Annotated in this window: 15 protein-coding genes; 9 read left to right on the top strand and 6 right to left on the bottom strand. The window is 73.4% G+C overall.

Features of this window, described 5'->3' with window-relative positions:
• The first annotated feature begins 95 nt into the window (after nucleotides 1-95).
• The 3 genes from AB0G08_RS28540 to AB0G08_RS28550 all read left to right on the top strand — a co-directional run bounded on the left by AB0G08_RS28540 (nucleotide 96) and on the right by AB0G08_RS28550 (nucleotide 3143).
• A complete protein-coding gene (locus AB0G08_RS28540) occupies nucleotides 96-548 on the top strand; it encodes an SgcJ/EcaC family oxidoreductase (RefSeq protein WP_358093556.1) in 453 nt (150 codons plus the stop codon).
• Nucleotides 549-699: 151 nt separating this feature from the next.
• Complete coding sequence (locus tag AB0G08_RS28545; RefSeq protein ID WP_358093559.1) at nucleotides 700-2016, top strand: nucleotide disphospho-sugar-binding domain-containing protein; 1317 nt, start codon at nucleotides 700-702, stop codon at nucleotides 2014-2016.
• Nucleotides 2017-2432: 416 nt separating this feature from the next.
• Nucleotides 2433-3143, top strand: a complete 711-nt coding sequence (locus AB0G08_RS28550; protein WP_358093562.1) for an alpha/beta hydrolase — start codon at nucleotides 2433-2435, stop codon at nucleotides 3141-3143.
• A gap of 69 nt (nucleotides 3144-3212) precedes the next feature.
• Here AB0G08_RS28550 and AB0G08_RS28555 read toward each other — a convergent pair whose 3' ends face one another.
• From AB0G08_RS28555 to AB0G08_RS28570, 4 genes are all read right to left on the bottom strand, one after another.
• Nucleotides 3213-6440: a ThuA domain-containing protein gene (locus AB0G08_RS28555; RefSeq protein WP_358093565.1), complete on the bottom strand. Its 3228-nt coding sequence runs from the start codon at nucleotides 6438-6440 to the stop codon at nucleotides 3213-3215.
• A gap of 179 nt (nucleotides 6441-6619) precedes the next feature.
• On the bottom strand, nucleotides 6620-7711 hold the full coding sequence (locus tag AB0G08_RS28560; RefSeq protein ID WP_358093568.1) for a Gfo/Idh/MocA family oxidoreductase: 1092 nt from the start codon (nucleotides 7709-7711) through the stop codon (nucleotides 6620-6622).
• Between the two features lie 62 nt (nucleotides 7712-7773).
• Nucleotides 7774-8808, bottom strand: a complete 1035-nt coding sequence (locus AB0G08_RS28565) for a transketolase C-terminal domain-containing protein (protein WP_358093571.1) — start codon at nucleotides 8806-8808, stop codon at nucleotides 7774-7776.
• Nucleotides 8809-8822: 14 nt separating this feature from the next.
• A complete protein-coding gene (locus tag AB0G08_RS28570; protein ID WP_358093573.1) occupies nucleotides 8823-9758 on the bottom strand; it encodes a thiamine pyrophosphate-dependent dehydrogenase E1 component subunit alpha in 936 nt (311 codons plus the stop codon).
• A 305-nt stretch (nucleotides 9759-10063) separates the two neighbouring features.
• Between AB0G08_RS28570 and rfbC the strand changes: the two genes are divergently transcribed.
• Nucleotides 10064-10681 (top strand): dTDP-4-dehydrorhamnose 3,5-epimerase, encoded by a 618-nt coding sequence (gene rfbC, locus AB0G08_RS28575; protein ID WP_358093576.1) that lies wholly within the window; start codon nucleotides 10064-10066, stop codon nucleotides 10679-10681.
• On the opposite strand, the gene AB0G08_RS28580 is transcribed toward rfbC, so the two are convergent.
• Entirely contained in the window at nucleotides 10648-13443 is a 2796-nt protein-coding gene (locus tag AB0G08_RS28580; RefSeq protein ID WP_358093579.1) for an AAA family ATPase, read from the bottom strand. The genes rfbC and AB0G08_RS28580 overlap by 34 nt on opposite strands.
• A 174-nt stretch (nucleotides 13444-13617) precedes the next feature.
• Complete coding sequence (locus tag AB0G08_RS28585; protein WP_358093597.1) at nucleotides 13618-14835, bottom strand: class I SAM-dependent methyltransferase; 1218 nt, start codon at nucleotides 14833-14835, stop codon at nucleotides 13618-13620.
• Nucleotides 14836-15208: 373 nt separating this feature from the next.
• On the opposite strand from AB0G08_RS28585, the gene AB0G08_RS28590 reads away from it, so the two are divergent.
• The 5 genes from AB0G08_RS28590 (at nucleotide 15209) to AB0G08_RS28610 (ending at nucleotide 21498) form a co-directional block, all read left to right on the top strand.
• On the top strand, nucleotides 15209-16360 hold the full coding sequence (locus tag AB0G08_RS28590) for a DegT/DnrJ/EryC1/StrS family aminotransferase (protein ID WP_358093582.1): 1152 nt from the start codon (nucleotides 15209-15211) through the stop codon (nucleotides 16358-16360).
• Between the two features lie 159 nt (nucleotides 16361-16519).
• Complete coding sequence (locus AB0G08_RS28595) at nucleotides 16520-17578, top strand: glucose-1-phosphate thymidylyltransferase (protein WP_358093585.1); 1059 nt, start codon at nucleotides 16520-16522, stop codon at nucleotides 17576-17578.
• Nucleotides 17575-18336 (top strand): class I SAM-dependent methyltransferase, encoded by a 762-nt coding sequence (locus AB0G08_RS28600; RefSeq protein ID WP_358093588.1) that lies wholly within the window; start codon nucleotides 17575-17577, stop codon nucleotides 18334-18336. Before AB0G08_RS28595 ends, AB0G08_RS28600 begins: the two co-directional genes overlap by 4 nt.
• A complete protein-coding gene (locus tag AB0G08_RS28605) occupies nucleotides 18333-19793 on the top strand; it encodes an NDP-hexose 2,3-dehydratase family protein (RefSeq protein ID WP_358093591.1) in 1461 nt (486 codons plus the stop codon). The genes AB0G08_RS28600 and AB0G08_RS28605 overlap by 4 nt, the downstream gene beginning before the upstream one ends.
• Nucleotides 19794-19893: 100 nt before the next feature.
• On the top strand, nucleotides 19894-21498 hold the full coding sequence (locus tag AB0G08_RS28610; protein ID WP_358093594.1) for an MFS transporter: 1605 nt from the start codon (nucleotides 19894-19896) through the stop codon (nucleotides 21496-21498).
• Nucleotides 21499-21604: the final 106 nt, after the last annotated feature.

Consider the following 21604-nt stretch of genomic DNA (forward strand, 5'->3'; position numbering starts at 1 on the left):
GGCTACCAGAACAGCCCCCGAGGCGCCGGCGCCACCCTGCGCTGGTAACCACCCACAACCCGGCACGCCGCCCGACCCACGAAGGAGACAACCCGATGAGCAAGGCTGCCGAACTGGTCAAAGGCGCCAAGCAGTGGGCCAGCCACTACGGCCAGTACGCCAACGGAACGGAGGGCGCCGTGCTCACGGTGCCGCTGCGCTTCCGCGGAGCCTGGGAGAGCAACGACGCCGACGCCGTCGCTGACGTCTTCACCGAGAACGGCAGCATGCTGGCCGGTGACAACCAGCTGAAGGGGCGCGAGGAGATCCGCGCGTACCTGCGGGAGGCGTTCGCGGGTCCGTACCAGGGCGCGCGGCTGGTGGACGAGCCCCTGGAGATCAAGATGCTCACCGACGACGTCGCGCTGGCGGTCACCCAGGGCGGGATCGTCCGCGACGGCGCCGGCGAGCTCGCGCCGGAGGACGAGGTCCGGACGACCTGGGTGGTCGCCCGGCGCGACGGTGACTGGCACCTGATGTCGCACCAGTCCAGCCCGCTGAAGGGCTGACGGGCAGCGAGACGCGTGCCCGAAGCAAGTCGCGGACGTGGGGCGGAGCCGGTACCCGGACGGGTGCCGGCTGCGTCTCGTGTCCTGTCCGTGCCAGCCGCCGGGGCGTGAAACGCCACCGGAGCCATCCCGTCTCACAAGGAGAAACTGAATGCGAGTCATGTTCGCGGTCTGGCCCGCCATCGCGCACCTCTACCCGTCGGTGACGCTCGCCTGGGCCCTCAAGGCCGCCGGGCACGAGGTCTGCGTGGTCTCCGGGCCGGCCGTGGCCAAGGCGGTCACCGACGCGGGGCTGACCGCGGTGTCCCTCGGCGACGACCTGCCCGAGACGGTGGGCGCGGGCAGCGCCGAACTCCGGGCGCTGGCGGCGGAGCGGTACGGGGACCTGTCGGAGGCGCTGGGGCTCACCGATCCCGAAGAGGCCTACCCCTGGGAGTTCTTCCGGAACTTCATGCTGCCGTGCACCTGGAACTTCCACCCCGCCGACCCGGCGACCGCGGTGGACGCCTCCGGCGTGCAGAACCTGATCCGGCTGGCCCAGGGCTGGCGGCCGGACCTGGTGATCTGGGAGCCCTGCTGGCCGTCGGCGGCGGTGGCGGCGCGGGCCTGCGGCGCCGCGCACGCCCGGCTGCTCTGGGGGCACGACATGTTCGCCTGGACGTACGACCGCTGGGTGCAGCGCCGGGAGACCGGGGTCCCGCTGGGCGAGGATCCGCTGACCGGCTACGTGCGCCCGGTCGCCGAGCCCTACGGCTTCGAGGTGGACGACGAGCTGCTGTTCGGCCAGTGGACCATCGACCCGACCCCGGCCGGGATGCGCCTGCCCACCACCCGGTCCGCCGTGTCCATGCGGTGGGAGCCCTACAACGGCGCGGCGGTCATGCCGGAATGGTTGTACGACCGGCCGGACCGCCCGCGTATCGCGTTCTGCCTCGGCGCGTCGATGCGACAGTTCGGCAAGGGCGCCGAGGACCTCGCCCGCGCGATCCACTCGCTGATCAACGACATGTTCGACATGGTCGCCGATCTGGACGTGGAGATGGTGGCGACCCTCAACGACGCCCAACTCGAAGGCGTCACCCGGGTGCCGGACAATGTGCGGATCATCGAGTACATTCCGCTCGACCTGCTGCTGCCGACCTGTTCGGCCTTCATCCACCACGGCGGCGTGGGCACCTGGGCGGCGGCCATCCCGTTCCAGGTCCCGCAGATCGTCCCGGTGGAGATGTGGGGAATCGAGTCCCCGGTCACCGGCCCGTACATGGCCGCGCGGGGCGCGGGAATCGCGCTGAACCGGGCCGAGCAGTCGGTCGACGACATGCGCAAGCAACTCGTGCAGGTGCTCGAGGATCCGTCGTACCGGCAGGGCGCGGCGCGGGTACACCAGGAGTGGTTGTCGATGCCGAGCCCGCACGACGTCGTCCCGATCCTGGAGCGGCTGACCGCCCACCACCGCGCGCGGGCCTGACCCGGCCGGCGTCGCGGCCGCGCCCGCACGCTCCGCGAGGGAGCCCGCGGAGAGCTGTCGTGCCGGGCACGGTCGGGGCGCCGACCGATGTCGCCTCCGACAATCGCGGGCATCCGCGCGATCCTCGCGCGGATGCCCGCGATTCATGGCAGCTTTTCGCCGGGCGGGCCGGCCGCCTTATGGTGAGCGCCCTTTCGGTCTCGCCACAATCGGCGTTCCCGCGCGCCCGGAGGTGACGACCCGCCGACGCGCGCGATCGGTGACATCGCGGCGGACGCGCGGCGGATCTACCCGATTCCACAAAGCATCTGCGATAGGCTCGGGTCGATCACGGTGGCGCATTTTCCCAGGCCTATGTTCCTGGCCCGCCTGGCACGGGCACCGGCCACCTCATCTACTCTGGAGGATCACTGAGAATGGCAACGTACGTGTTGATCCCGCCCGCGGGCAGCGGACCCTGGTACTGGCACCTGCTGGCGGACCAGCTGCGTGAGCGGGGGCACGACGTGGTCGCGGTCGACCTGCCGTGTGACGACGACTCGGCGGGGCTGGCGGAGTACACCGACGTCGCCGTCGAGGCCATCGGGGACCGCAGGGACCTGGTCGTCGTCGCGCAGTCCCTGGGCGCGTTCACCGGCCCGCTGGTGTGCGACCGGGTCCAGGCGGACCTGCTCGTGCTGCTGACGCCGATGGTGCCCGCCCCCGGCGAGTCGCCGGGCGAGTGGTGGGGCAGCACCGGCTACGCGGAGGCCCGGCAGGCCCAGGCCGAGCGCGAGGGCTGGACGCCGGAGCAGAACGACGACCCCGGGGTCATCTTCTTCCACGAGCTGTCGCCGCAGCTCGTCGAGGAGGCGACGGCGAACGCGCGGGACCAGTCGGGCACGCCGTTCGAGAAGCCGTGGCCGCTGAAGTCCTGGCCGGACGTGCCGACCCGGGCGCTGCTCTGCCGGGGCGACCGGTTCTTCCCGATCGACTTCTCGCGCAAGCTGGTCTCCGACCGGTTGGGCATCACCGCCGACGAGATGGACGGCGGGCACCCGGTGGCCCTCAGCCGGCCGCGGGAACTGGCGGACCGGCTGGAGGAGATCCGGCGGGAGGTCTGTGAGGTCAGCCCGACCCACGCCTGACCGCGAGCGGTGACCGGTGCGCCGGGCCGGCCGGGTGTCGCCCCGGCCGGCCCGGCGCGGTCGTACCGGTCAGCCGCCGGCGCCCGGTCCGTGGAAGCGGACGCTGTCCAGCGTGAACAGGCCGCCGCTCGGGCCGGAGAACACCAGGTAGAGCGGCTCGGTGCCGCCGACGTCGGTGACCGGTCCGACCGGCAGGTCGACGAAGGTGTCGAGGCCGCCGGTGTCGGGGATCTCGACCTCGTACACCGTCGGTCCACCGACCTCGTGGGCCTGGAACACGACCTTGCCGCCGGCGCCGCGCGACGACACCCGCAGCCCGATCCCGGTGATCCCGCGCAGGTTCGTCGGGTCGAGCTTGACGAAGTCCATCGGGTCGAGGTCGGCGACGGCCGCACCGCCGCTGGCGGCCGCGTGCGGGACGATCCGGACCCCGAACGCCTCCGCGGTGGACTCCGCCTCCCACGTCTTCGGCTGGAGCGTGACCCGGGCGACGCCGGTCAGCGGTGGCGCCCCGGGCGCGCCCCGATCGGTGTACCGGGCGGTGAGCACCGCCGGCTCGTCCGCCGCGACCCCGACTCGGGGGACGCGCAGGAGGCCCGCGCAGCCGGTGGCCCGGCTCAGCGTGCGGCCGGAGCGCTGCGCGTACGTGACGACCACCCGGGAGCAGTCGACGGCGCGTTCCTCGGGGTCCCGCACCGTTACCTGGAACGGGATCCGGTCCCCGGGGCCGGCGAAGCCGCCGTGCACCGGGGCGGTCAGGCCCACCTCCGGGCGGGTGTTGCCGACGGTCACCGCCACCCGGGCCCGGCCGGTGCGCCCGGTCGCGTCGGTGACGGAGAGCGTGGCGGTGTAGCCGCCCGGCCGGGCGTAGCCGAAGCGCACCGGGCCGGGTCCGGTCGCGTCCACCCGACCGTCGCCGTCGAAGTCCCAGGAGTGACGCAACTCGCCGCCGTCCGGGTCGTACGTGCCGGCCGAGTGGAAGACGACGTCCCGGCCGGCCGGCCCGGACTCCGCCTCCGCGCGTACGGCGGCCCGGGGCGCCTGCCGGCCCGCGGCGTACTCGATGCGGTACAGGCCGGCGCCCCGCGCGTCGGCGGTGCGGGCGCCCCGGTCGAGGACGTAGAGCGCGCCGTCCGGCCCGAACTCCATGTCGACCGGCTGGGTGAGCCGCAGGGTGCCGCCGAACGGCCTGATCTCGCCCCGCACGCCGTCCGCGCCGACCCCGATGTCCTTGATCCAGGCGCGGTCCCGCTCGTAGGCGAAGGTGCGGCCGTCGTAGGCGCGGGGGAACTTGGTCCCGGCGGCCAGGCCCGGGTCGTAGCGGTAGGTCGGGCCGCCCATCGGCGCCTTGCCGCCGTTGCCGAACGGCGGCTGCGAACCACCGGTGGTGAACTCCGGCACCGAGAGCCCGTCGTAGGAGATCCACGCCGGTTGGGCCGGCGGCAGCTCGACCAGGCCGGTGTTGCGCGGGCTGGTGTTCCGTGGCGCGACGCAGTCGAAGGGCGCGCCGGGGCGACCCGTGGCGAAGTCGTGGTCACGGTAGGGCTGGTTGGTGCCGGCGCAGTACGGCCAGCCGAGGTTCGCCGGCCCCTTCAGCAGGTGGAACTCGGCCTGCCCGGCCGGCCCGCGGGCGGGGTCGGCGGCGCCGGCCGCCGGGGCGCCGTCGCCGAGGTGGATCCAGCCGGTCCGCGGGTCGACCGAGAACCGGGACGGGTTGCGCAGGCCCATGGCGTAGATCTCCGCACGCGTGCGCGCCGTGCCGGGGGCGAACAGGTTGCCGGCCGGGATCCGGTACCCGCCGTCGGCGGTCACCGCGATCCGCAGCAGCTTGCCCCGCAGGTCGTTGGTGTTGGCCGAGGTGCGCTGCGCGTCGTGGACCGGGCTGCGGCCGGGGCGCTCGTCGATCGGGCTGTAACCGTCCGACGCGGACGGGTCGGTGTCGTCGGCGGTGGAGAGCAGCAGGTTGCCGGCCGGGTCGAAGTCGATGTCGCCGCCGACGTGGCAGCAGTGCCCCCGGTCGGTGGGCACCCGCAGGATCTGCCGCTCGCTGCGCGGGTCGAGCCTGCCGTCGCGGCGCAGGGTGAAGCGGGACAGCTGGTCGTGGCCGCGGAACCGGGCGAGCGCCGCCGGGGTGGCGGTGCCCGGCGCGTCCCCGGGCGGGGTGTGCAGCCGCGGGGAGTAGTACACGTAGACCCAGCGGTTCTCCTCGAAGCGTGGGTCGGCGGCGATGGCGTACAGGCCGCTGTCGCGGTGCGTGTAGACGCTCAGCCGCCCGGCCGTCGACGTGCGACCGCCGGGCGTGGTCAGCCGGATCTCACCGGTGCGGGAGGCATGCAGCACCCGCCGGTCCGGCAGCACGGCCAACGCGGTCGCCTCGCCGGTCCGTGCCGCGCCGCCGGCCAGGGTGACCTGCGCGAAGGAGCTGTCGCTCTCGGTGGCGGGGCTGTCGCAGTCGCCCGGGGTCCAGCCCGCCGCGTAGCTCACGCCGCCCAGCAGGTGACCGCGGAAGTTCGGGTCCGCGTAGCTGCCGACGCTGTGGCCGAGGTTGGTGTACCAGGAGCGGCCGCCGGCCACGGTGCGGCACCAGGTGACCGGATGGTCGCCCATCGCCCCGGTGTCCGGGTCGTAGCTGGACTCGTCGAGGGAGGCGAGCACCCGGACGTCCTGCCGGGGGCTCTGGTAGAAGTTCCACCACTCCTCGGCGAAGGTCCACTCCGCCGGCAGGTGCGACGTCGACGGGTGCGTCCGGTCCTCCACCCGGACCGTCGCCGGCTGCGTCTCGGGATGGGCCGGCTGGGCGGGGTGCGACTCGTAGAAGCTGCCCATCAGGTCGTTGTAGAACCACGGCCAGTTGGTCTCCATCCCGCCGGGGCCGTGCACGCCGGCGTAGCCGCCGCCGCCGGTGACGTAGCGCTCGAAGGCCGCCTTCTGCCCGTCGTCGAGTACGACGCCGATCGCGTTGAGCCAGACGACCGCGTCGAACCGGGCCAGGTTGGCGTCCGTGAACGCCGACGACTCCCGGGTCTCCTCGACCGTGAAGCCGTGCTCCTCCCCCATCTCCCGCAGGGCGGCGATGCCGTACTCGATGGAGGCGTGCCGGAGGAACGGGCCGGTCTGGTGGAACACCAGGATGGTGTTGGTGCGTCCGCCCGCTCCCGCGCCGGCAGGCGGCTCCGCGGCGGCCGGCGCGGGCTGCTGTCCGACACCCGCCAGGGCCAGGACCAACGCCAGCGCGCCGCTCGCCAGCCGCCGCCGTCGGGTGGTGGACGAATGTCGGGTACCGCGGCCACCTTCCACGCGCGTCTCCTCTCGATCGACCTGATGTGTCCCTCAGTTCTTAGCGACGACGCGGCGGCCTGTCTTATCCCAACGTGCGCGATCGACTCTCCGCGCTGCCGGTCGACTGAGCAAACACGAGTGATCGGGGCGAAACGGCGGCCCGGTGGGCGCGCAGGGACCATCCGGTGGCGCGCCGGCTAGTCGAGCGTCACCGCCGTCGACGTGCGGGCGGAGCGCAGCACCGCGTCCAGCGTACGGAGGCCGGGGCGCTGGTCGCGCAGGAAGGAACCGACGGCCAGCGACTCGTGCCGGCCGTCGAGCACGGCCTCGGTGAGGGCGCGGGCCAGGTGCACGAACGAGGTCTTGAAGACCGACACCCGGTTGTGCACCTCGTCGGGGTCGACCCCGGCGGGCCGGTCGACGACCCGGCTCCCGCTGGTGGTGGAGACCCGCAGCTTGCCGGTGAGGCTGAAGTGCGCCTCGCCGGCCGTACCCAGCACGTCCACGTCGAGCAGGTTCTCGGTGGCCGCGGCGGCGCTCGCCGAGAGCACCGCCGTGGTGTCGCCGAGCCGCAGCACCGCCGTGAACGCCGAGTCGGCCGTCACCCGGTGCTCGCGGCCGGCCGCGTCGTAGCGCACCGGCACCACCGGTTCCAGGGTGCCGAAGACGGTGTCCACCCGCGCCCCGGCCAGCAGGAACTCCACCAGGTCGACCAGGTGGGAACCCATGGCGAGGCGCACCCCGCCGCCCCGCAGCTCGTCGAACCGCCACGAGTAGGGCACCTCGGGGGCGAGCAGGCCCACCCCCTGCTGGTGGATCCGCAGGTGGTAGGGGCGGCCGATCTCACCGGAGGTGACGACGTCCCGCAGCACGCGCAGGTACGGGTTGAAGCGGAGCTGGTGGTCGACGAGCACGATCTGCTCGGGCGTGGTCGGGACCTCCAGGAACTTCGTCAGCTCCTCGGCGCAGTTCGCGGCCGGTTTCTCCACGATCACGTGCCGGCCGGACGCGGCGGCGGCGACGTAGTGCTCGTAGTGGTACTCGTTGGGCGAGGCCACGCAGATCACGTCCAGGGTCGGGTCGGCGCACAGCTCCTGGTAGCTGCCGTACGCCGTCGGCACGCCGGTCGCCGCGGCGACCTCCCGGGACCGCTGCGGGCTGCTCCCGCAGAGCGCCACCACGTCGCCGCGCCCCGTCGCCGCGAAGCCGGGCAGGTAGGTCCGGACGCCGACGCCGGTGCCGATCAGACCCACCCGCAACCGCCGTCGCGTCCCACCACGCAGCGTCACTTCCGCCTCCCCTAACTCGACAGGTCGCCCTGGCTCGACGGGTCGCCCTAGCCCGACCCCGGTCAGTACGGGCCGACGAAGTCGCGGGCCAACTCGTCCACCGCGACCGCGATCTCCCGCTCCAGCCCCAGCACCTCCAGGCACGCCTTCGCCACCGCGTCGGCGTCGGGGTTGAACGCCTCTTCCAACGGCCACGACACGGGAGCCGGGCTGTCCGGCAGGGTGACCCGCCGGACCGGCGCGCGCAGCGAATCGAACGCGTGCTCGGCCACCACCGCCGCCACCTCGGCGCTGAATCCGTACCGGGCCCAACTGGTGTCCGCCACCACGAGGCGCCCGGTCTTCGCGACCGACGTGCAGATGATCTCCTCGTCCAGCGGCCGGATGCTGCGCACGTCCACCACCTCGGCGCTGACGCCGCGTACGGCCAGCGCCTCGGCGGCGCGCGCGGACTCGCGGACCATCAGCGAGGTCGCCACGATCGTGACGTCGTCGCCGGCCCGCACGATCCGGCCCTTGCCGAAGGGCACCGGCACCGGCTCCTCGGGAACCTCGTCCTCGACCTCGTAGAGGCCGCGGTTCTCCAACAGCACCACCGGATCGTCCCCTTGCAGGGCGCTGATCAGCAACCCCTTGGCGTCGGCCGGCGACGCGGGAGCGGCCACCCGCAGACCCGCGAAGTGGCCGAACACCGAGTGCAGGCTCTGCGAGTGGGTGGCGCCCTGACCCCAACCGTGGCCGACGATGCCGCGCAGCACCACCGGGGCGCCGCCCTGGTTGCCGTACATGTAGCGCCACTTCGCCGCCAGGTTGAAGATCCCGTCCATCGCCAGGAACATGAAGTCGTCGCGGGTGTAGATCACCAGCGGGCGCATGCCCCGGGAGGCGGCGCCGACCGCGATCCCCGCGAACGCCGCCTCGCAGTTCGGCACGTCCATCACCCGGGCCGGCCCGAACCGGCGGGTGGTGGCGACGGTCGAACCGTAGATCCCCTTGCGGTCACCGATGCTCTGCCCGGCCACGAAGATCCGGGAATCGGCTTCCATGCACTGCATCGTCGCCTCGTCGATCGCGCGACTGTAGGTCAGCTTGCGCATCTGGCAGGTTCCCTTCAACGTCCGTACGCGCCGTCAAGCAGGGTCTCGACCCGGGGGAAGGGGCTCAGCTTGGCCTTGGTGATCGCCTGCTGCACCTCGTCGTCGGACTCCTTCTCCCAGTGGGCCACCTGCTGATCGATGTCCGGGTGCCGCTGCCTGAGCAGCTCGGTGGCGCGGCGGATCGGGCAGCGGGCCAGCCACGACTCCACCTCCGCCCGGGTCCGGTGGTCCACGTCGTAGTCCCAGTTCGGGCCGACGTGCTCCCGCCAGCGGTAGGTCTCCAGCTCCAGGAAGTAGGGGCCGTTGCCGGCACGGCACCAGGCCACCGCCTGCTCGGCGGCCTGGTGCACGGCCACCACGTCGTTGCCGTCGACCCGGCGGGCCGGCATCCCGTAGCCCCGGGCCCAGCCGGTGATGGTCGTGCCGGCCGGCTGCCGCAGGTCCAGCGGGGACGACAGCGAGTAGCCGTTGTTCTCGCAGACGAAGACCACCGGGACCTGGCGCACCATGGCGAAGTTCAGCGACTCGTGGAAGACGCCCTCCTCGGCGGCGCCGTCACCGAAGAAGGTCGCGACCACCTCGCCGGTGCCGCGCATCGCGGCGGCCCAGGCGGCGCCGGTCGCCACCGAGAGCATCTCGCCGAGGATCGCCGAGGAGGCGCCGAAGCCGGCAGCGGGGTCGATGAGGTGTACGGAGCCACCGCGGCCGTGGGTGCAGCCGTCCTCCTTGCCGTACAGCTCGGCCACCATGGCGAACAGGTCCCCGCCCTTGGCGAGGTACTGCGCGTGGCAGCGGTGGCTGCTGTAGGCGAGGTCCTCGCGGCGCAGCGCGGCGCACACACCGACCGCGGCCGCCTCCTGGCCGATGGAGAAGTGCACCGGCGTACGCATCTCCTGCTCGTCGCGGTACACGTCGGCGAGCGTCTCCTCGACGCGGCGGATACGTATCATGTCGCGCAACAGTTGCTTCGTGTCCACTATCACTGGCTGACCTCGATTCTGCCGGGCAGACGGATCCGCTCGCATGACGCCATTGCTTCCTCGCAACGAATCCTATGAATGCGACTGTTCAGAATTAACCCTTACCGACCCCTGGTTATGAGACAGGGGTCGGTCAATGCCGTCGCGCTTGACATGATGGTTTCGATAACACTTCGGAAGCTCGGCGTCCGACGCCGCATCCGTACCCGCCGCCGGAGCGACACCCCTTTTCGGTGTCCCTCCCGCTGCCGGCGGAACTGCCCGGGAGGATCCCAATGAAGGTGCGTGAACTCGCGGTGGCGGGTGCCTTCGAGTTCGAACCGAGTGTCCTGCCGGACAACCGGGGCGTCTTCTCGGAGCTGCTGCGCGCGCAGTGGTGGCGGGACGCGCTGGGGCGCGACCTGCCGGTGAGCCAGGTGAACTGCACGGTCAACCACCGCAACGTGGTGCGCGGCGTCCACTTCACCCGGCTGGTCGGCCAGGCCAAGTTCGTCTGCTGCGTCTTCGGCGCCATGAACGACGTCATCGTGGACACCCGGGTCGGCTCGCCGACGTTCGGCCGCTTCGACTCCGTGCGGCTGGACTCGGAGAGCTTCCGCGTCGTGTACCTGCCCGAGGGGGTGGGGCACGGGATCGCGTCGCTGGTGGAGCAGACCACCGCGTTCTACCTGTGCTCGGCGAACTTCGACCCGACCAACGAGTACGGGATCCACCCGATGGACCCGGAGCTGAAGATCGACTGGCGGTCGATGCTGGGCGGCGCCGAGCCGATCCTGTCCGTCCGCGACAGCACGGCGCCGACGCTGCGGGAGGTCAGGGAGCAGGACCTGCTGCCGCGGTACGAGGACTGCCTGGAGGTCTACCGGACGGTCGGCGTGCCGGAGCCGCGGTGAACCGGCACCGGAGCCGGCGGGGCGGCCACCCCGTCGCGCCCGGCGGGGGCGAGGTCGTACCCGAGGCTGGCCGGCAGCTGGGTCCGCCGGCTGATCCCCAGCTTGCGGTACGCCTGGGTCAGATGCTGCTCGACGGTGCTCACGGTGATGTGCAGCCGGCCGGCGATCTCCCGGTTGGTGTGGCCCAGCACGGCCAGCGCGCCGACCCGGCGCTCCGCCTCGCTCAGCTCGGCGGCGCCGACGCCGGCCGGGCCCGCCGGCCCGGGCCGCCTCGCCGCACCGGGCTCGACCGTCCAGCGTGCCGCGCGGGCGGCCCGGCGGGCGGCGGAGCGCGCCTCGTCCTGGTCGCCGTGCGCCCGGTACGCCTGGCTCAGCTCGGTCAGCGAGCGGGCCAGCTCGGCGCGGTGGCCGGCGCCCTGGAACACCCGCGTCGCCTCACGCAGCAGCGCGATCCGGTCGGGCGGCGCGCTGGCGGCGGCGGCGACCCGCAGCGCCTCGGCGTAGCTGCGGCCGCTGCGATCGGGGCACCGGTCGAGCTGCTCGGCCGCGAGCCGCCGGGCCCGCTCGGGGTGACCCAACCGGAGGTTCGCCTCGGCCGCACCGAGCCGCCAGGCGGCCAGCGCCGGCACGTCCACGCCCCACTGCGCCATCAGCCGGCCGCAGGCGAGGAAGTCGGCCAGGGCCGCCCGGGGCTGGCCGACGGCGAGCCAGTAGCGGCCCCGCGCGTACCGGTGACGCACCCCGGCGCGGGTCCGTTCGGCCCCGGCGGGCAGGGGCCGTTCCAACTGCTCGCCGGCACTGTCGTGGCGGCCCGTCCCGGTCAGGGCCAGCAGCAGCGCGGCCCTCGGCATGGCGATCGCGCAACCCCAGCCGTCCTCGTCCAGGCAGGCCAGGGCGGTACGGGCGTAGAACTCGGCGGCGGGCAGGTCGTCGGCGGCGACGGCGATCTCGGCACGGAGGGCCATGAGCAGCGCCGCACCGGTCGAGAAGACCTGCTCGGTCGCCTGTTCGAGGAACCGGTCGCACCAGCGGGCGGCCCGGTCGGTGTGCTCGGCGTACAGCAGGGCCGACAGCGCGTCGGCGATCGGATCGAGCGTGGTCGCGTCGAGCCGGACGCCGTGCAGGACGCGTTCGGCGGCGTGCACGACGGCCTCACCGGCGTCCCCGCGCAGCACCGCGGCGAGCACCTGGGCGGCCCGTGGCTGCGGGCCGGCGCCGGACTGACCCGGCGCGGACGCGGCCGGGACCGGCCACCGGGGCAGCCCGTCGGCGGCGGCCGGTGCGGTGACCGACAGCCAGTCGCGCACCGCCGCCAGCTCGGCGGCCGGGGCCGAGCCGGCGACGACGCCGTCCGACATCCGCCGGACCGCCCGGCCCGCCTCCTCGATCTGCCCGCGCCACACCAGTCGGCGGGTCAGCTCGATCCCGGCCCCGGGCTCCAGCTCGCCGGCGTGCAGCGCCCGCACCAGCTCGGGCAGGTACCGGCCCGCCACGGCCGGGTCGACCGCCCACTCCGCGCAGGTCAGCAGGGCGGTCAGCTCGGTGTGCCGCGGTCCGGCCGGGGTGCCCTCCCGGGCCAGCCGGAGCTGCTCCACGGCGTCGTCGAGCCGCCCGGCGCGCAGGGCCCGCTCGGCGGCCCGGCGCAGCACCCGGCGCTGCCACGGGCGGCCCGCGCGGCGGGAGGCGACGAGGTGCCGGGCGACGGCGGCCGGTGCCGCGCCGTCGCGGTGCAGCAGCTCGGCGGCACGGGCGTGCCACCGAGCGCGGGTCTCGTCGTCCATGTCGTCCAGCACGGCCTCCCGGGCGGCCGGGTGCCGGAAGCCGCCGCGGTCGAGCAGGCCGATGGCGGTCAGTTGGCGGACGGCGTGTTCGGTGGTGCCGACCCCGGCGTCGGTGAGCCGGGCCAGCAACGCCGGCGTGGTCGCCGCGTGCAGCACGGCGAGCGCCCTGGCCACCGCGAGCAGGCCGGGTCCGGCCTGGTAGAGGCAGGTGACGACGGCCTGGCCGAACGCCGGTCCGACCACCGGGACGGATCCGGCGGTCGGGGCCGCGGCGCCGGCGGCCCGGAGGTCCGCGCCGACGGCGGCGACCAGCGCGGGGCTCCCGCCGGTGATCCGGTGGTACGCCGCGGCGACGGGGCCGGGCACCCCGGCCAGCAGCTCCCGCACGGCCGGCACGGACAGCGGCGCCAGGTGGAGCGGGACGCAGTGGGGCTGGCGGAGCAGTTCGGCGCCGAACCACCGGTTCTCCGGCGCGGCCGACCGTTCGGCGAACACGAGCACGATCCGGGCCGAGCCCAGCCGGCGGGCAAGGAAGAGCAGGCACTGCGCCGACGGGTGGTCCGCGTGGTCCACGTCGTCGACCACGACCACCACGGGCCGGTCCGCCGCGAGGCGCAGCACCAGCTCGCTGAGCCAGCGCAGGGTGGCCGCGTCGAGCCGGCCCCGCCCGCCCGGGCCGGGTCGCGACCCGAGCCGCTCCTCCAGGGCGGCCACCCGGGCCCGGGCGGCCCGAGGCAGCGGGGCGGACGCCAGGAGCTGGCGGAGCACGCCGAGTGGGATGGCGCGTTCGGCTCGCGCGCCCGTGGCGGTGAGCACCAGCGCGCCGGTGGCCGCCGTCTCTCTGCCGAAGGCGTGCAGCAGCGCGCTCTTCCCACTGCCCGGGGGCCCGCTCACCAGGACGGCGCCGCCGTCGCGCCGCCCCCCGTCGGCGAGCAGGCTGCGCAGGTACGCCAGCTCGTGGTCCCGCTCGATGAGGTTCACCGCTGTCGCCTCCCTCCGGACGCCGACCGCGTCCGTGATCGGGCCGGCGGCGCGACCCCGGGACCGGCGGTGCCGGCCCGCGACCGGCGGCGGCCACGCCGGCGGGCCGGGGGCGCGCGGGGCGGTCGACGTGGGGTTCCGGGCGGTCGCCCGGCTCGTGCTGGACCGGGCTCGTCAGACGATGTGGACGTCGGGGACGTACAGGATCCACCGTCCACCGCTCTCCCGGAACTGCCGTTCCTTGGCCATGATCTCCTCGGCGTGGTTCCACGCGAACAGCAGGGCGTAGGCGGGGTAGGGAGCGCCGAACTCCTCGGGCGGCAGCACCGGGATGTGCACGCCGGGGGTGAGCCGGCCCTGCTTCTCCCGCGTCGAGTCGTAGACGGCGGACACCAGGTCCGGGCCGATGCCGCAGTAGTTCGCCACGGTCGCGCTCTTCTGGGTGGCGCCGTAGCCGACGATGCGGTGCCCCTCGGCCCGCAGGCGCCGCAGCAGCGCCAACAGGTCGTCGCGGGTACGCCTGATGTTCGCCGCGAAGCGCTCGTAGGTCTCCGGCAGCCCGAGCCCCAGCTCCCGTTCCCGGGCGAGCAGTTCGGCCACCTCGGGGGCCGGTCGGCGGGCGCCCGCCCGGGCGACGGTGTAGCGCACGGCGCCGCCGTGCACGGGCAGCCGTTCCGCGCCGACGAGGGCGAACCCGAACTGCGCGGCCATCGCCTGCACCGAATGGATGGAGAAGAGGTAGAAGTGCTCGTCGTAGATCTGGTCGAAGTAGGTGTGCTCGATGATGTCGCCGAGGTAGCGGTCCTCGAAGACGAACACACCGTTCGGGGCGAGCAGCGCGTCGACCCCGCGGAAGATGGAGTCGATGTAGGCGATGTGGCTGATGGTGTTCGCGGAGAAGATGACGTCCGCCGGCCCGTGCTCGGCCCGGATGGCGCGGGCGGTCGACTCCTCGAAGAACTCGACCCGCACCCGGATGCCCTTCGCCCGGGCCACCTCGGCGGCCTCGCCGGACGGGTCCACGCCCAGGTGGCGCACCCCGGCCTCGGCGATGTCCTGCAACAGGATGCCGTCGTTGCTGCCGATCTCGACGGCGAACGGGTCGGGCCCGGTGAGTTCGGTGTCCAGCAACTGCCGGGCGGTCTGCTGGAAGTGCTTGCGCATCACCGTCGACCCGGACGACCGGTAGGGGTAGTCGAACCGGAACATCTCGTCGCGGGGCACCTCTTCGAGCTGCTGCACCATCGTGCAGGACGTGCAGAAGCCGACGGCCAGCCGGAAGAAGAGCTCCGCGCCGGTGTGGGCGGGATCCACGAACGCGCTGGAGACGGGCTGCCGCCCGAAGTCCAGACATTCTCTGACGGCGCCGCCGCAGACGCGACAGCGGAGGATCGTCGACGGAACCTGATCGCCAAGCACGTGGGCCAACCCCTCGGTATATATGTGGCGCGCCGGATGGACGTCGGATCCCCGACCCCGGCCGACGCGCGCCGGGAATCACGGGATTCGCGCTTCCTGCGACAGCCTGCATCGGAAGATCTTCCGCTGTCATCTCCGAATGTGCGGGTTCCCAGCGCAATACAGGAGATGCCGTCGCCAGGACCGGCGGACGACGATTGCACGGTCTGGTGCGACCGGGTGTGGAATGCGCGGCCGACCTGTCGGGCAGCGGCTTCGTCCACCTCCGCTCCGCGAGGCGGCCGCCGGCCACGGCAGGCAGCCGGGCGGCGGACCCGGGAACCTCCCCACCTGTCGGAGGACGAGAATGATCAACATATCCCAGCCCAGTCTCGGTGCTGAGGAACTCGAAGCCGTACGTGAGGTGTTCAGCAGCAACTGGGTGGGGTACGGGCCGCGTACCAGGGCGTTCGAGCGGGAGTTCGCCGAGCACCTGGGGGTGGCGCCGGAACGGCTCATCTTCATCAACTCCGCCACCTCGGGGCTGTTCCTCTCCACCGAGCTGCTGGACCTGGGTCCCGGCGACGACGTGGTCCTGCCCTCGGTCAGTTTCGTCGCCGACGCCAACGCGGTCGCCGCCACCGGCGCCCGGCCGGTCTTCTGCGACGTGGACCCGCACACCCTGAACCCGTCGGTCGCCGACATCGCCCGCGCGGTCACCCCCCGGACCAGGGCCGTGATCGTGCTGCACTACGGCGGTCACCCGGGCGACATCGTCGCCATCGCCGCCTTCTGCCGGGACCGGGGCATCACCCTGATCGAGGACGCCTCGGTCTCCGTCGCCTCCACCGTCGACGGCCGCCACTGCGGCACCTTCGGTGACATCGCGATGTGGAGCTTCGACTCCCGCAAGGTGATCACCACCGGTGACGGCGGGATGCTCTACGTCCGGGATCCCGAGCTCGGTCGCCGGGCGCAGCGGCTCGCCTACCACGGGGTGGACGACCGCAGCACGTTCACCACCGCGTCCGCGGTCCCCCGACGCTGGTGGGAACTGGCCATCCACGACGTCGGGCGCCGGGTGATCGGCAACGACCTGACCGCGGCGATCGGCAGCGTCCAGTTGCGACGGATGCCGGCGTTCATCGAGCGCCGCCGGGAGATCACCGAGACCTACAACCGGCTGTTGCGCGACGTGGCCGGGATCCGGCGGCCCCCGTCGCCGCCCGCCGGCCACACCAGCTCGTACTACTTCTACTGGGTGCAGCTCGACCCGGCGATCCGGGACCACGTGGCCGAGGACCTGCTCGACCGCGGCATCTACACCACCTTCCGTTACGAGCCGCTGCACACCGTCCCGCTCTTCCGCGCGGACGCCGACCTTCCCGGTACCGCCGAGGCCGCCGCCAACACCCTGCTGCTCCCCATCCACCAGGGGCTCGACGACGCCGACGTCCGGACCGTGGCCGACGAACTGTGCAAGGCGGTCGAGCACCGTCGGGCGTCGGCACAAAGCTGACCGGAACGGGCGGCGCCGAACCGGTCGCCGCCCGCCCCGGGCCCGTGACGCGCACGCCACCGAGGCGCCGCGAGCGCCGACGCGGGCCGTCTCCGACACCCGCCGCGCGCACCAGACGAGCAGCGGCACCTGTCATCCGGCTGTGAGGAGAGCACTGTCATGAAGGCCCTGGTGTTGTCGGGCGGTACGGGTAGCCGTCTCCGCCCGTTCAGCCACTCGTTGCCCAAGCAGCTCATCCCGATCGCCAACCAGCCCGTCCTGGAACACGTGCTGGAGAGCATCCGCGACACCGGGGTGACCGACATCGGCATCGTGGTCGGTGACCGGGCCCCGACGATCCGCAAGGTGATCGGGGACGGATCCCGGCTCGGCGTACGGGTCACCTACATCCCGCAGGACGAGCCGCTCGGGCTCGGGCACTGCGTCGTGGTGTCCCGGTCCTTCCTCGGCGACGACGACTTCGTCATGTACCTGGGCGACAACTTCCTGCCGGACGGCATCGTCCCGGTGGCACAGGAGTTCGCCGCCCGGCGTCCCGCCGCGCAGGTCGTGCTGCACAAGGTGACCGACCCCCGCCAGTTCGGCCTCGCCGAGCTGGACGAGAACGGCAACGTACGCCGGCTCGTGGAGAAGCCGGAGCACCCGCGCAGCGATCTCGCCCTGGTCGGCGTCTACTTCTTCACCTCGGCGATCCACGAGGCGATCGCCCGGATCGAGCCCAGCGCCCGCGGCGAACTGGAGATCACCGACGCGATCCAGTGGCTGCTCGCCAACGGCGCCGAGGTCAGGGCCACCGAGTACGACGGTTTCTGGAAGGACGCCGGGCGGCCCGAGGACGTGCTGGAGTGCAACCGCTACCAGCTCGCCGGGCTCACCACCGCGATCCACGGCGACGTCGACGAGGCCAGCCAGCTGGTCGGGCCGGTCGTGCTGGGGCCCGGCGCCCGGGTGCTGCGGTCCGTCATCGAGGGCCCCGCGATCATCGGTGCGAACACCCTGGTCGCGGACAGCCACATCGGGCCGAACACCGCCATCGGCGACGACTGCCAGGTGCGCGCCACCCACCTGGCCGACTCCATCGTGTTGGCCGGCGCCTCGATCTCGGACGTGCCGGGGCTGCACGGCTCGCTCATCGGCCGCTCCGCGACCATCCGCCCGAGCGGTGCCGAACACCGCTTGGTGGTCGGCGACGACGCCTGGATCGAGCTGGCCGCATGACCGGCGTTCCAGGGGAGCGCGGGACGACGGGGACGATGTTCGGCCCCGACATCGCCGAGGTCTACGACTTCACCTACCGGCGCCGGGGCCAGGACTTCGACAAGGAGGCCGCGCTGGTGTCGGAGATCGCCCGGGAGCGGCACCCGGCGGCGAGCTCACTGCTCGACGTCGGGTGCGGCACCGGTGAGCATCTCAAGGCCCTGAGCGGGATGTTCGGTCACGTGGCGGGCATCGACCTGTCGGAGCCCATGGTCGCGGTCGCCCGGCGCAAGCTCCCGGGGGTCGAGGTCCACCTCGCCGACATGTGCCGCTTCGACCTCGGTCGCCGCTACGACGTGGTGCTCTCCCTCTCCGCGGCGGTCGCCTACCTGCCGTCGCTGACGGCGGTCCGGGCCGCGCTCGGCCGGATGGTGGCCCACCTCGCGCCCGGCGGCGTGCTGGTGGTCGAACCGTGGTACTTCCCCGAGAACTACCTGGACGGACACGTCGCCGGTGACCTCATCCGGAGCCCGGAACGCACCGTCTCCCGGGTGTCGTACAGCCGGGAACGCGACGGCGCCACCGTCATCGAGAGCCACTGGGTGGTCGCCGACGCGCGTGGCATCCGGTCGTTCGTCGAGACCCACGTGTTCGGCCTGTGGGAGCGGGAGCAGTACGAGCGCGCCTTCGCCGACGCCGGCTGCACCGTGGAGTACGTCGGTGACGTGCAGGCCGGACGGGGCCTGTTCGTGGCCCAGCGGTCGCGGGAGCGCGCATGACGCGGCTGCGGCCGGCCGCCGCCGGCCCGGGCGACTCCCCCGGCGGCCGCGTGGACCGGCGATCAGAGCGGCGGGGCGACGGCACGCCGCTGCGGCGCCGGGAGGACCCCGCCCTGCCCGGCCGGTTCGCCCGTTCCGCCCAGGCCCGGTCGGCCGGCGCCGGGATGGCCACCGCCGACTTCCCGGGCTGGCTGGAGTCGCGGCGGCGGGCGCACCACTTCCGGGTGGAGCGGATCCCGTTCGCCCGGCTCGACGGCTGGTCCTTCGACCCCGACACCGGCAACCTGACACACCGCAGCGGCCGGTTCTTCTCCGTCGAGGGACTGCACGTCACGGTCAGCGAAGGACCGTTCCGGCAGTGGCAGCAGCCGATCATCGTCCAGCCGGAGGTCGGCATCCTGGGCATCCTGGCCCGCGAGTTCGACGGGGTGCTCCACTTCCTGATGCAGGCGAAGATGGAGCCGGGGAACCCGAACCTGCTCCAGCTCTCGCCGACCGTGCAGGCCACCCGCAGCAACTACACCCGGGTGCACCGCGGCGCGGACGTGAAGTACCTGGACCACTTCGTCCAGCCGGGCCGGGCCCGGGTGCTCGCCGACGTCCTCCAGTCCGAGCACGGCTCCTGGTTCTTCCACAAGTCCAACCGGAACATGATCGTGGAGACCGACGAGGACGTGCCGGTCGACGACGACTTCTGCTGGTTGACGCTCGGCCAGCTCGGCGAGCTGCTGCGCGAGGACAACGTCGTCAACATGGACTCCCGCACCGTCCTGGCCTGCGCGCCGGTGGCCCACCCGGAGCCCGGCGCCGTGCACTCGGACACCGAGCTGCTCTCCTGGTTCACCGCCGAACGGGCCCGGCACGACGTGTCCGCGCGGCTGATCCCCCTCGACCGGGTCCAGGACTGGAGGCGCGGCGCGGCGTCCATCGACCACGTGCGCGACTGGTACTTCCGGGTGATGGCGGTCGCCGTCGAGGCCGGCAACCGCGAGGTGTCCGGGTGGAGCCAGCCGCTGTTCCAGCCGCTCGGCCCCGGCATCGCCGCCTTCCTCGTCCAACGCATCTCCGGCGTCCCCCACCTCCTGGCGCAGGCCCGGGTCGAGGGTGGCTTCCTCGACACCGTCGAGCTGGGACCGACGGTGCAGCTCACCCCCGAGTACCACGCCCATCTCACCGGCCCGGACAGGCCCGCCTTCCTCGACCTGTTCCGCGATCCCGACCCGCGGTCGATCCGTTACGACGCGGTCCACTCCGAGGAGGGCGGGCGCTTCTTCCACGCGGAGAACCGCTACCTGATCGTGGAGGCGGAACCGGCGCCGGCGCCCGGGCCGACACCGCCGGGGTTCTGCTGGGTCACGCCCGGCCAGCTGACCTCGCTGGCCCGGCACGGCCACTACGTCAACGTCCAGGCCCGCACGCTGCTGTCGGCCCTCAACACCGGAGCGGTCGCGCTGTGAGCCGCCCTTCCGGGCGACGGGCGCCGGTCGTGGGTCCGCGGCCAGTACGCCATCCGCATGGATGCGACATCCCGTTGTTCCGCCTGGAAGGGGCCCCACCATGACCACGAACACCGCCGCCGGATCCGGCCCACGCGCCGGCCGGCGGGAATGGGCCGGCCTCGCCGTGCTCGCCCTGCCGACCCTGCTGCTCTCACTCGATTTGGGCGTGTTGTTCCTGGCGTTGCCGCAGTTGAGCGCCGACCTCGGCGCCGCCGGCACGGACCAGCTCTGGATCACCGACATCTCCGGGTTCATGACCGCCGGCTTCCTGATCACCATGGGCAACCTGGGCGACCGGCTCGGACGGCGCCGGCTCCTGCTGTTCGGCGCGGCCGCGTTCGGCGGCGCGTCCGTGCTCGCCGCCTACGCGTCCTCCCCCGGGATGCTGATCGCCGCCCGGATCGGGATGGGGATCGCGGCCGCCACGCTGATGCCCTCCGTCCTGGCGTTGATCAGCACGATGTTCCGGGACGCGCGGCAGCGCGGGTTCGCCGTCGCCGTCTGGATGAGCTGCTTCATGGCCGGCACCGCCCTCGGGCCGCTGATCGGCGGGGCGATGCTGGAGTTCTTCTGGTGGGGCTCGGTGTTCCTGATGGGCGTGCCGGTCATGCTCCTGCTGCTGGTGGTCGGTCCGATCCTGCTGCCCGAGTACCGTTCCACGGACTCGACCGCGCGGATCGACCTGGTCAGCGTCGTCCTGTCGCTGGCCACCATCCTCCCGGTGGTCTACGGCATCACCGAGCTGCCCCGGCACGGGGTACGACCGGTGCCCGTGCTCGCCCTGTGCGTCGGCGTGGCCTTCGGGGTGGTCTTCATCCTGCGCCAGCGCACCGCGCGCCATCCGCTGATCGAACTGGGCCTGTTCCGCAACCGGGCGTTCAGCGGCGCGCTGGCGGTGCTGCTGCTCGGTCCCGCGGTGATGGGCGGGGTCGGGCTCTTCGTCAACCAGTACCTCCAGATGGTCGGCGGGCTGTCCCCGCTGCGCGCCGGGCTGGCACTCGTGCCGTCCACGACGCTGACCATCGTCGGCGCCATGCTCGCCCCGGCGCTGGCGCAGCGGATCCGGCCCGCGTACGTGGTCGGGGTCGCCGGTGTCAGCATGGCGGTCGGCGGCCTGCTGCTCACCCAGGTGCCCGGCACCGGCGAGCTGGGGGTCCTGGTGGCCGGGTTCATCTTCGTCGGCTTCGGCTTCGGGCCGATCGCGGCGCTCGGCACCGGTCTGGTCGTCGGCTCCGTCCCGCCCGAGAAGGCCGGCTCGGCGGCGTCGCTGTCGGAGACGAGCAGTCAGCTCGGCATGGCCTTGGGGGTGGCGGTCCTCGGCAGCATCGGCACCGCCGTGTACCGGGAGCGGATCGCGGACGAGGTGCCGGCCGGCCTGCCGACCGAGGCCGCCGCCGCGGTGCACGACTCGCTGCCCGGCGCCCTGACCGTCGCCGCACAGCTGCCCGAGCAGCTCGCCGGGGCGGTGGTCGGCGTCGCGCGGATGGCCTTCACGAGCGGGCTGAACGCCGCCGGCGCGGCGAGCGTGGCCATGGGGCTGCTCCTGGCGGCGGTGGCGGTGCTCGTGCTCCGCCGGGTGCGCCCGGTCGGGGAGCCCACCGCGCCCGCCGCAGCGGAGCGCCGCACCGCCGAGGTCGGGGCCGACCCGGCCGGCCTGCGGTAGGGCGGACGGGCCGGCGGGGGGGGGGGGGGCGCGGGGCCCCCCCCCGCCGCCCCGGCCGGGGGGCGGGGGGCCCCCCCCCCCCCCCCCGCCGGCGCGGCGACGGGGT

It is taken from the genome of Micromonospora sp. NPDC023644 (assembly GCF_040640115.1).
Taxonomy (GTDB): domain Bacteria; phylum Actinomycetota; class Actinomycetes; order Mycobacteriales; family Micromonosporaceae; genus Micromonospora.

Coding starts and splice junctions, on each gene's coding strand:
- AB0G08_RS28540 (WP_358093556.1), top strand. CDS start 96: ATGAGCAAGGCTGCCGAACTGGTCAAAGGCGCCAAGCAGTGGGCCAGC.
- AB0G08_RS28545 (WP_358093559.1), top strand. CDS start 700: ATGCGAGTCATGTTCGCGGTCTGGCCCGCCATCGCGCACCTCTACCCG.
- AB0G08_RS28550 (WP_358093562.1), top strand. CDS start 2,433: ATGGCAACGTACGTGTTGATCCCGCCCGCGGGCAGCGGACCCTGGTAC.
- AB0G08_RS28565 (WP_358093571.1), bottom strand. CDS start 8,808: ATGCGCAAGCTGACCTACAGTCGCGCGATCGACGAGGCGACGATGCAG.
- AB0G08_RS28570 (WP_358093573.1), bottom strand. CDS start 9,758: ATGATACGTATCCGCCGCGTCGAGGAGACGCTCGCCGACGTGTACCGC.
- rfbC (WP_358093576.1), top strand. CDS start 10,064: ATGAAGGTGCGTGAACTCGCGGTGGCGGGTGCCTTCGAGTTCGAACCG.
- AB0G08_RS28590 (WP_358093582.1), top strand. CDS start 15,209: ATGATCAACATATCCCAGCCCAGTCTCGGTGCTGAGGAACTCGAAGCC.
- AB0G08_RS28595 (WP_358093585.1), top strand. CDS start 16,520: ATGAAGGCCCTGGTGTTGTCGGGCGGTACGGGTAGCCGTCTCCGCCCG.
- AB0G08_RS28600 (WP_358093588.1), top strand. CDS start 17,575: ATGACCGGCGTTCCAGGGGAGCGCGGGACGACGGGGACGATGTTCGGC.
- AB0G08_RS28605 (WP_358093591.1), top strand. CDS start 18,333: ATGACGCGGCTGCGGCCGGCCGCCGCCGGCCCGGGCGACTCCCCCGGC.
- AB0G08_RS28610 (WP_358093594.1), top strand. CDS start 19,894: ATGACCACGAACACCGCCGCCGGATCCGGCCCACGCGCCGGCCGGCGG.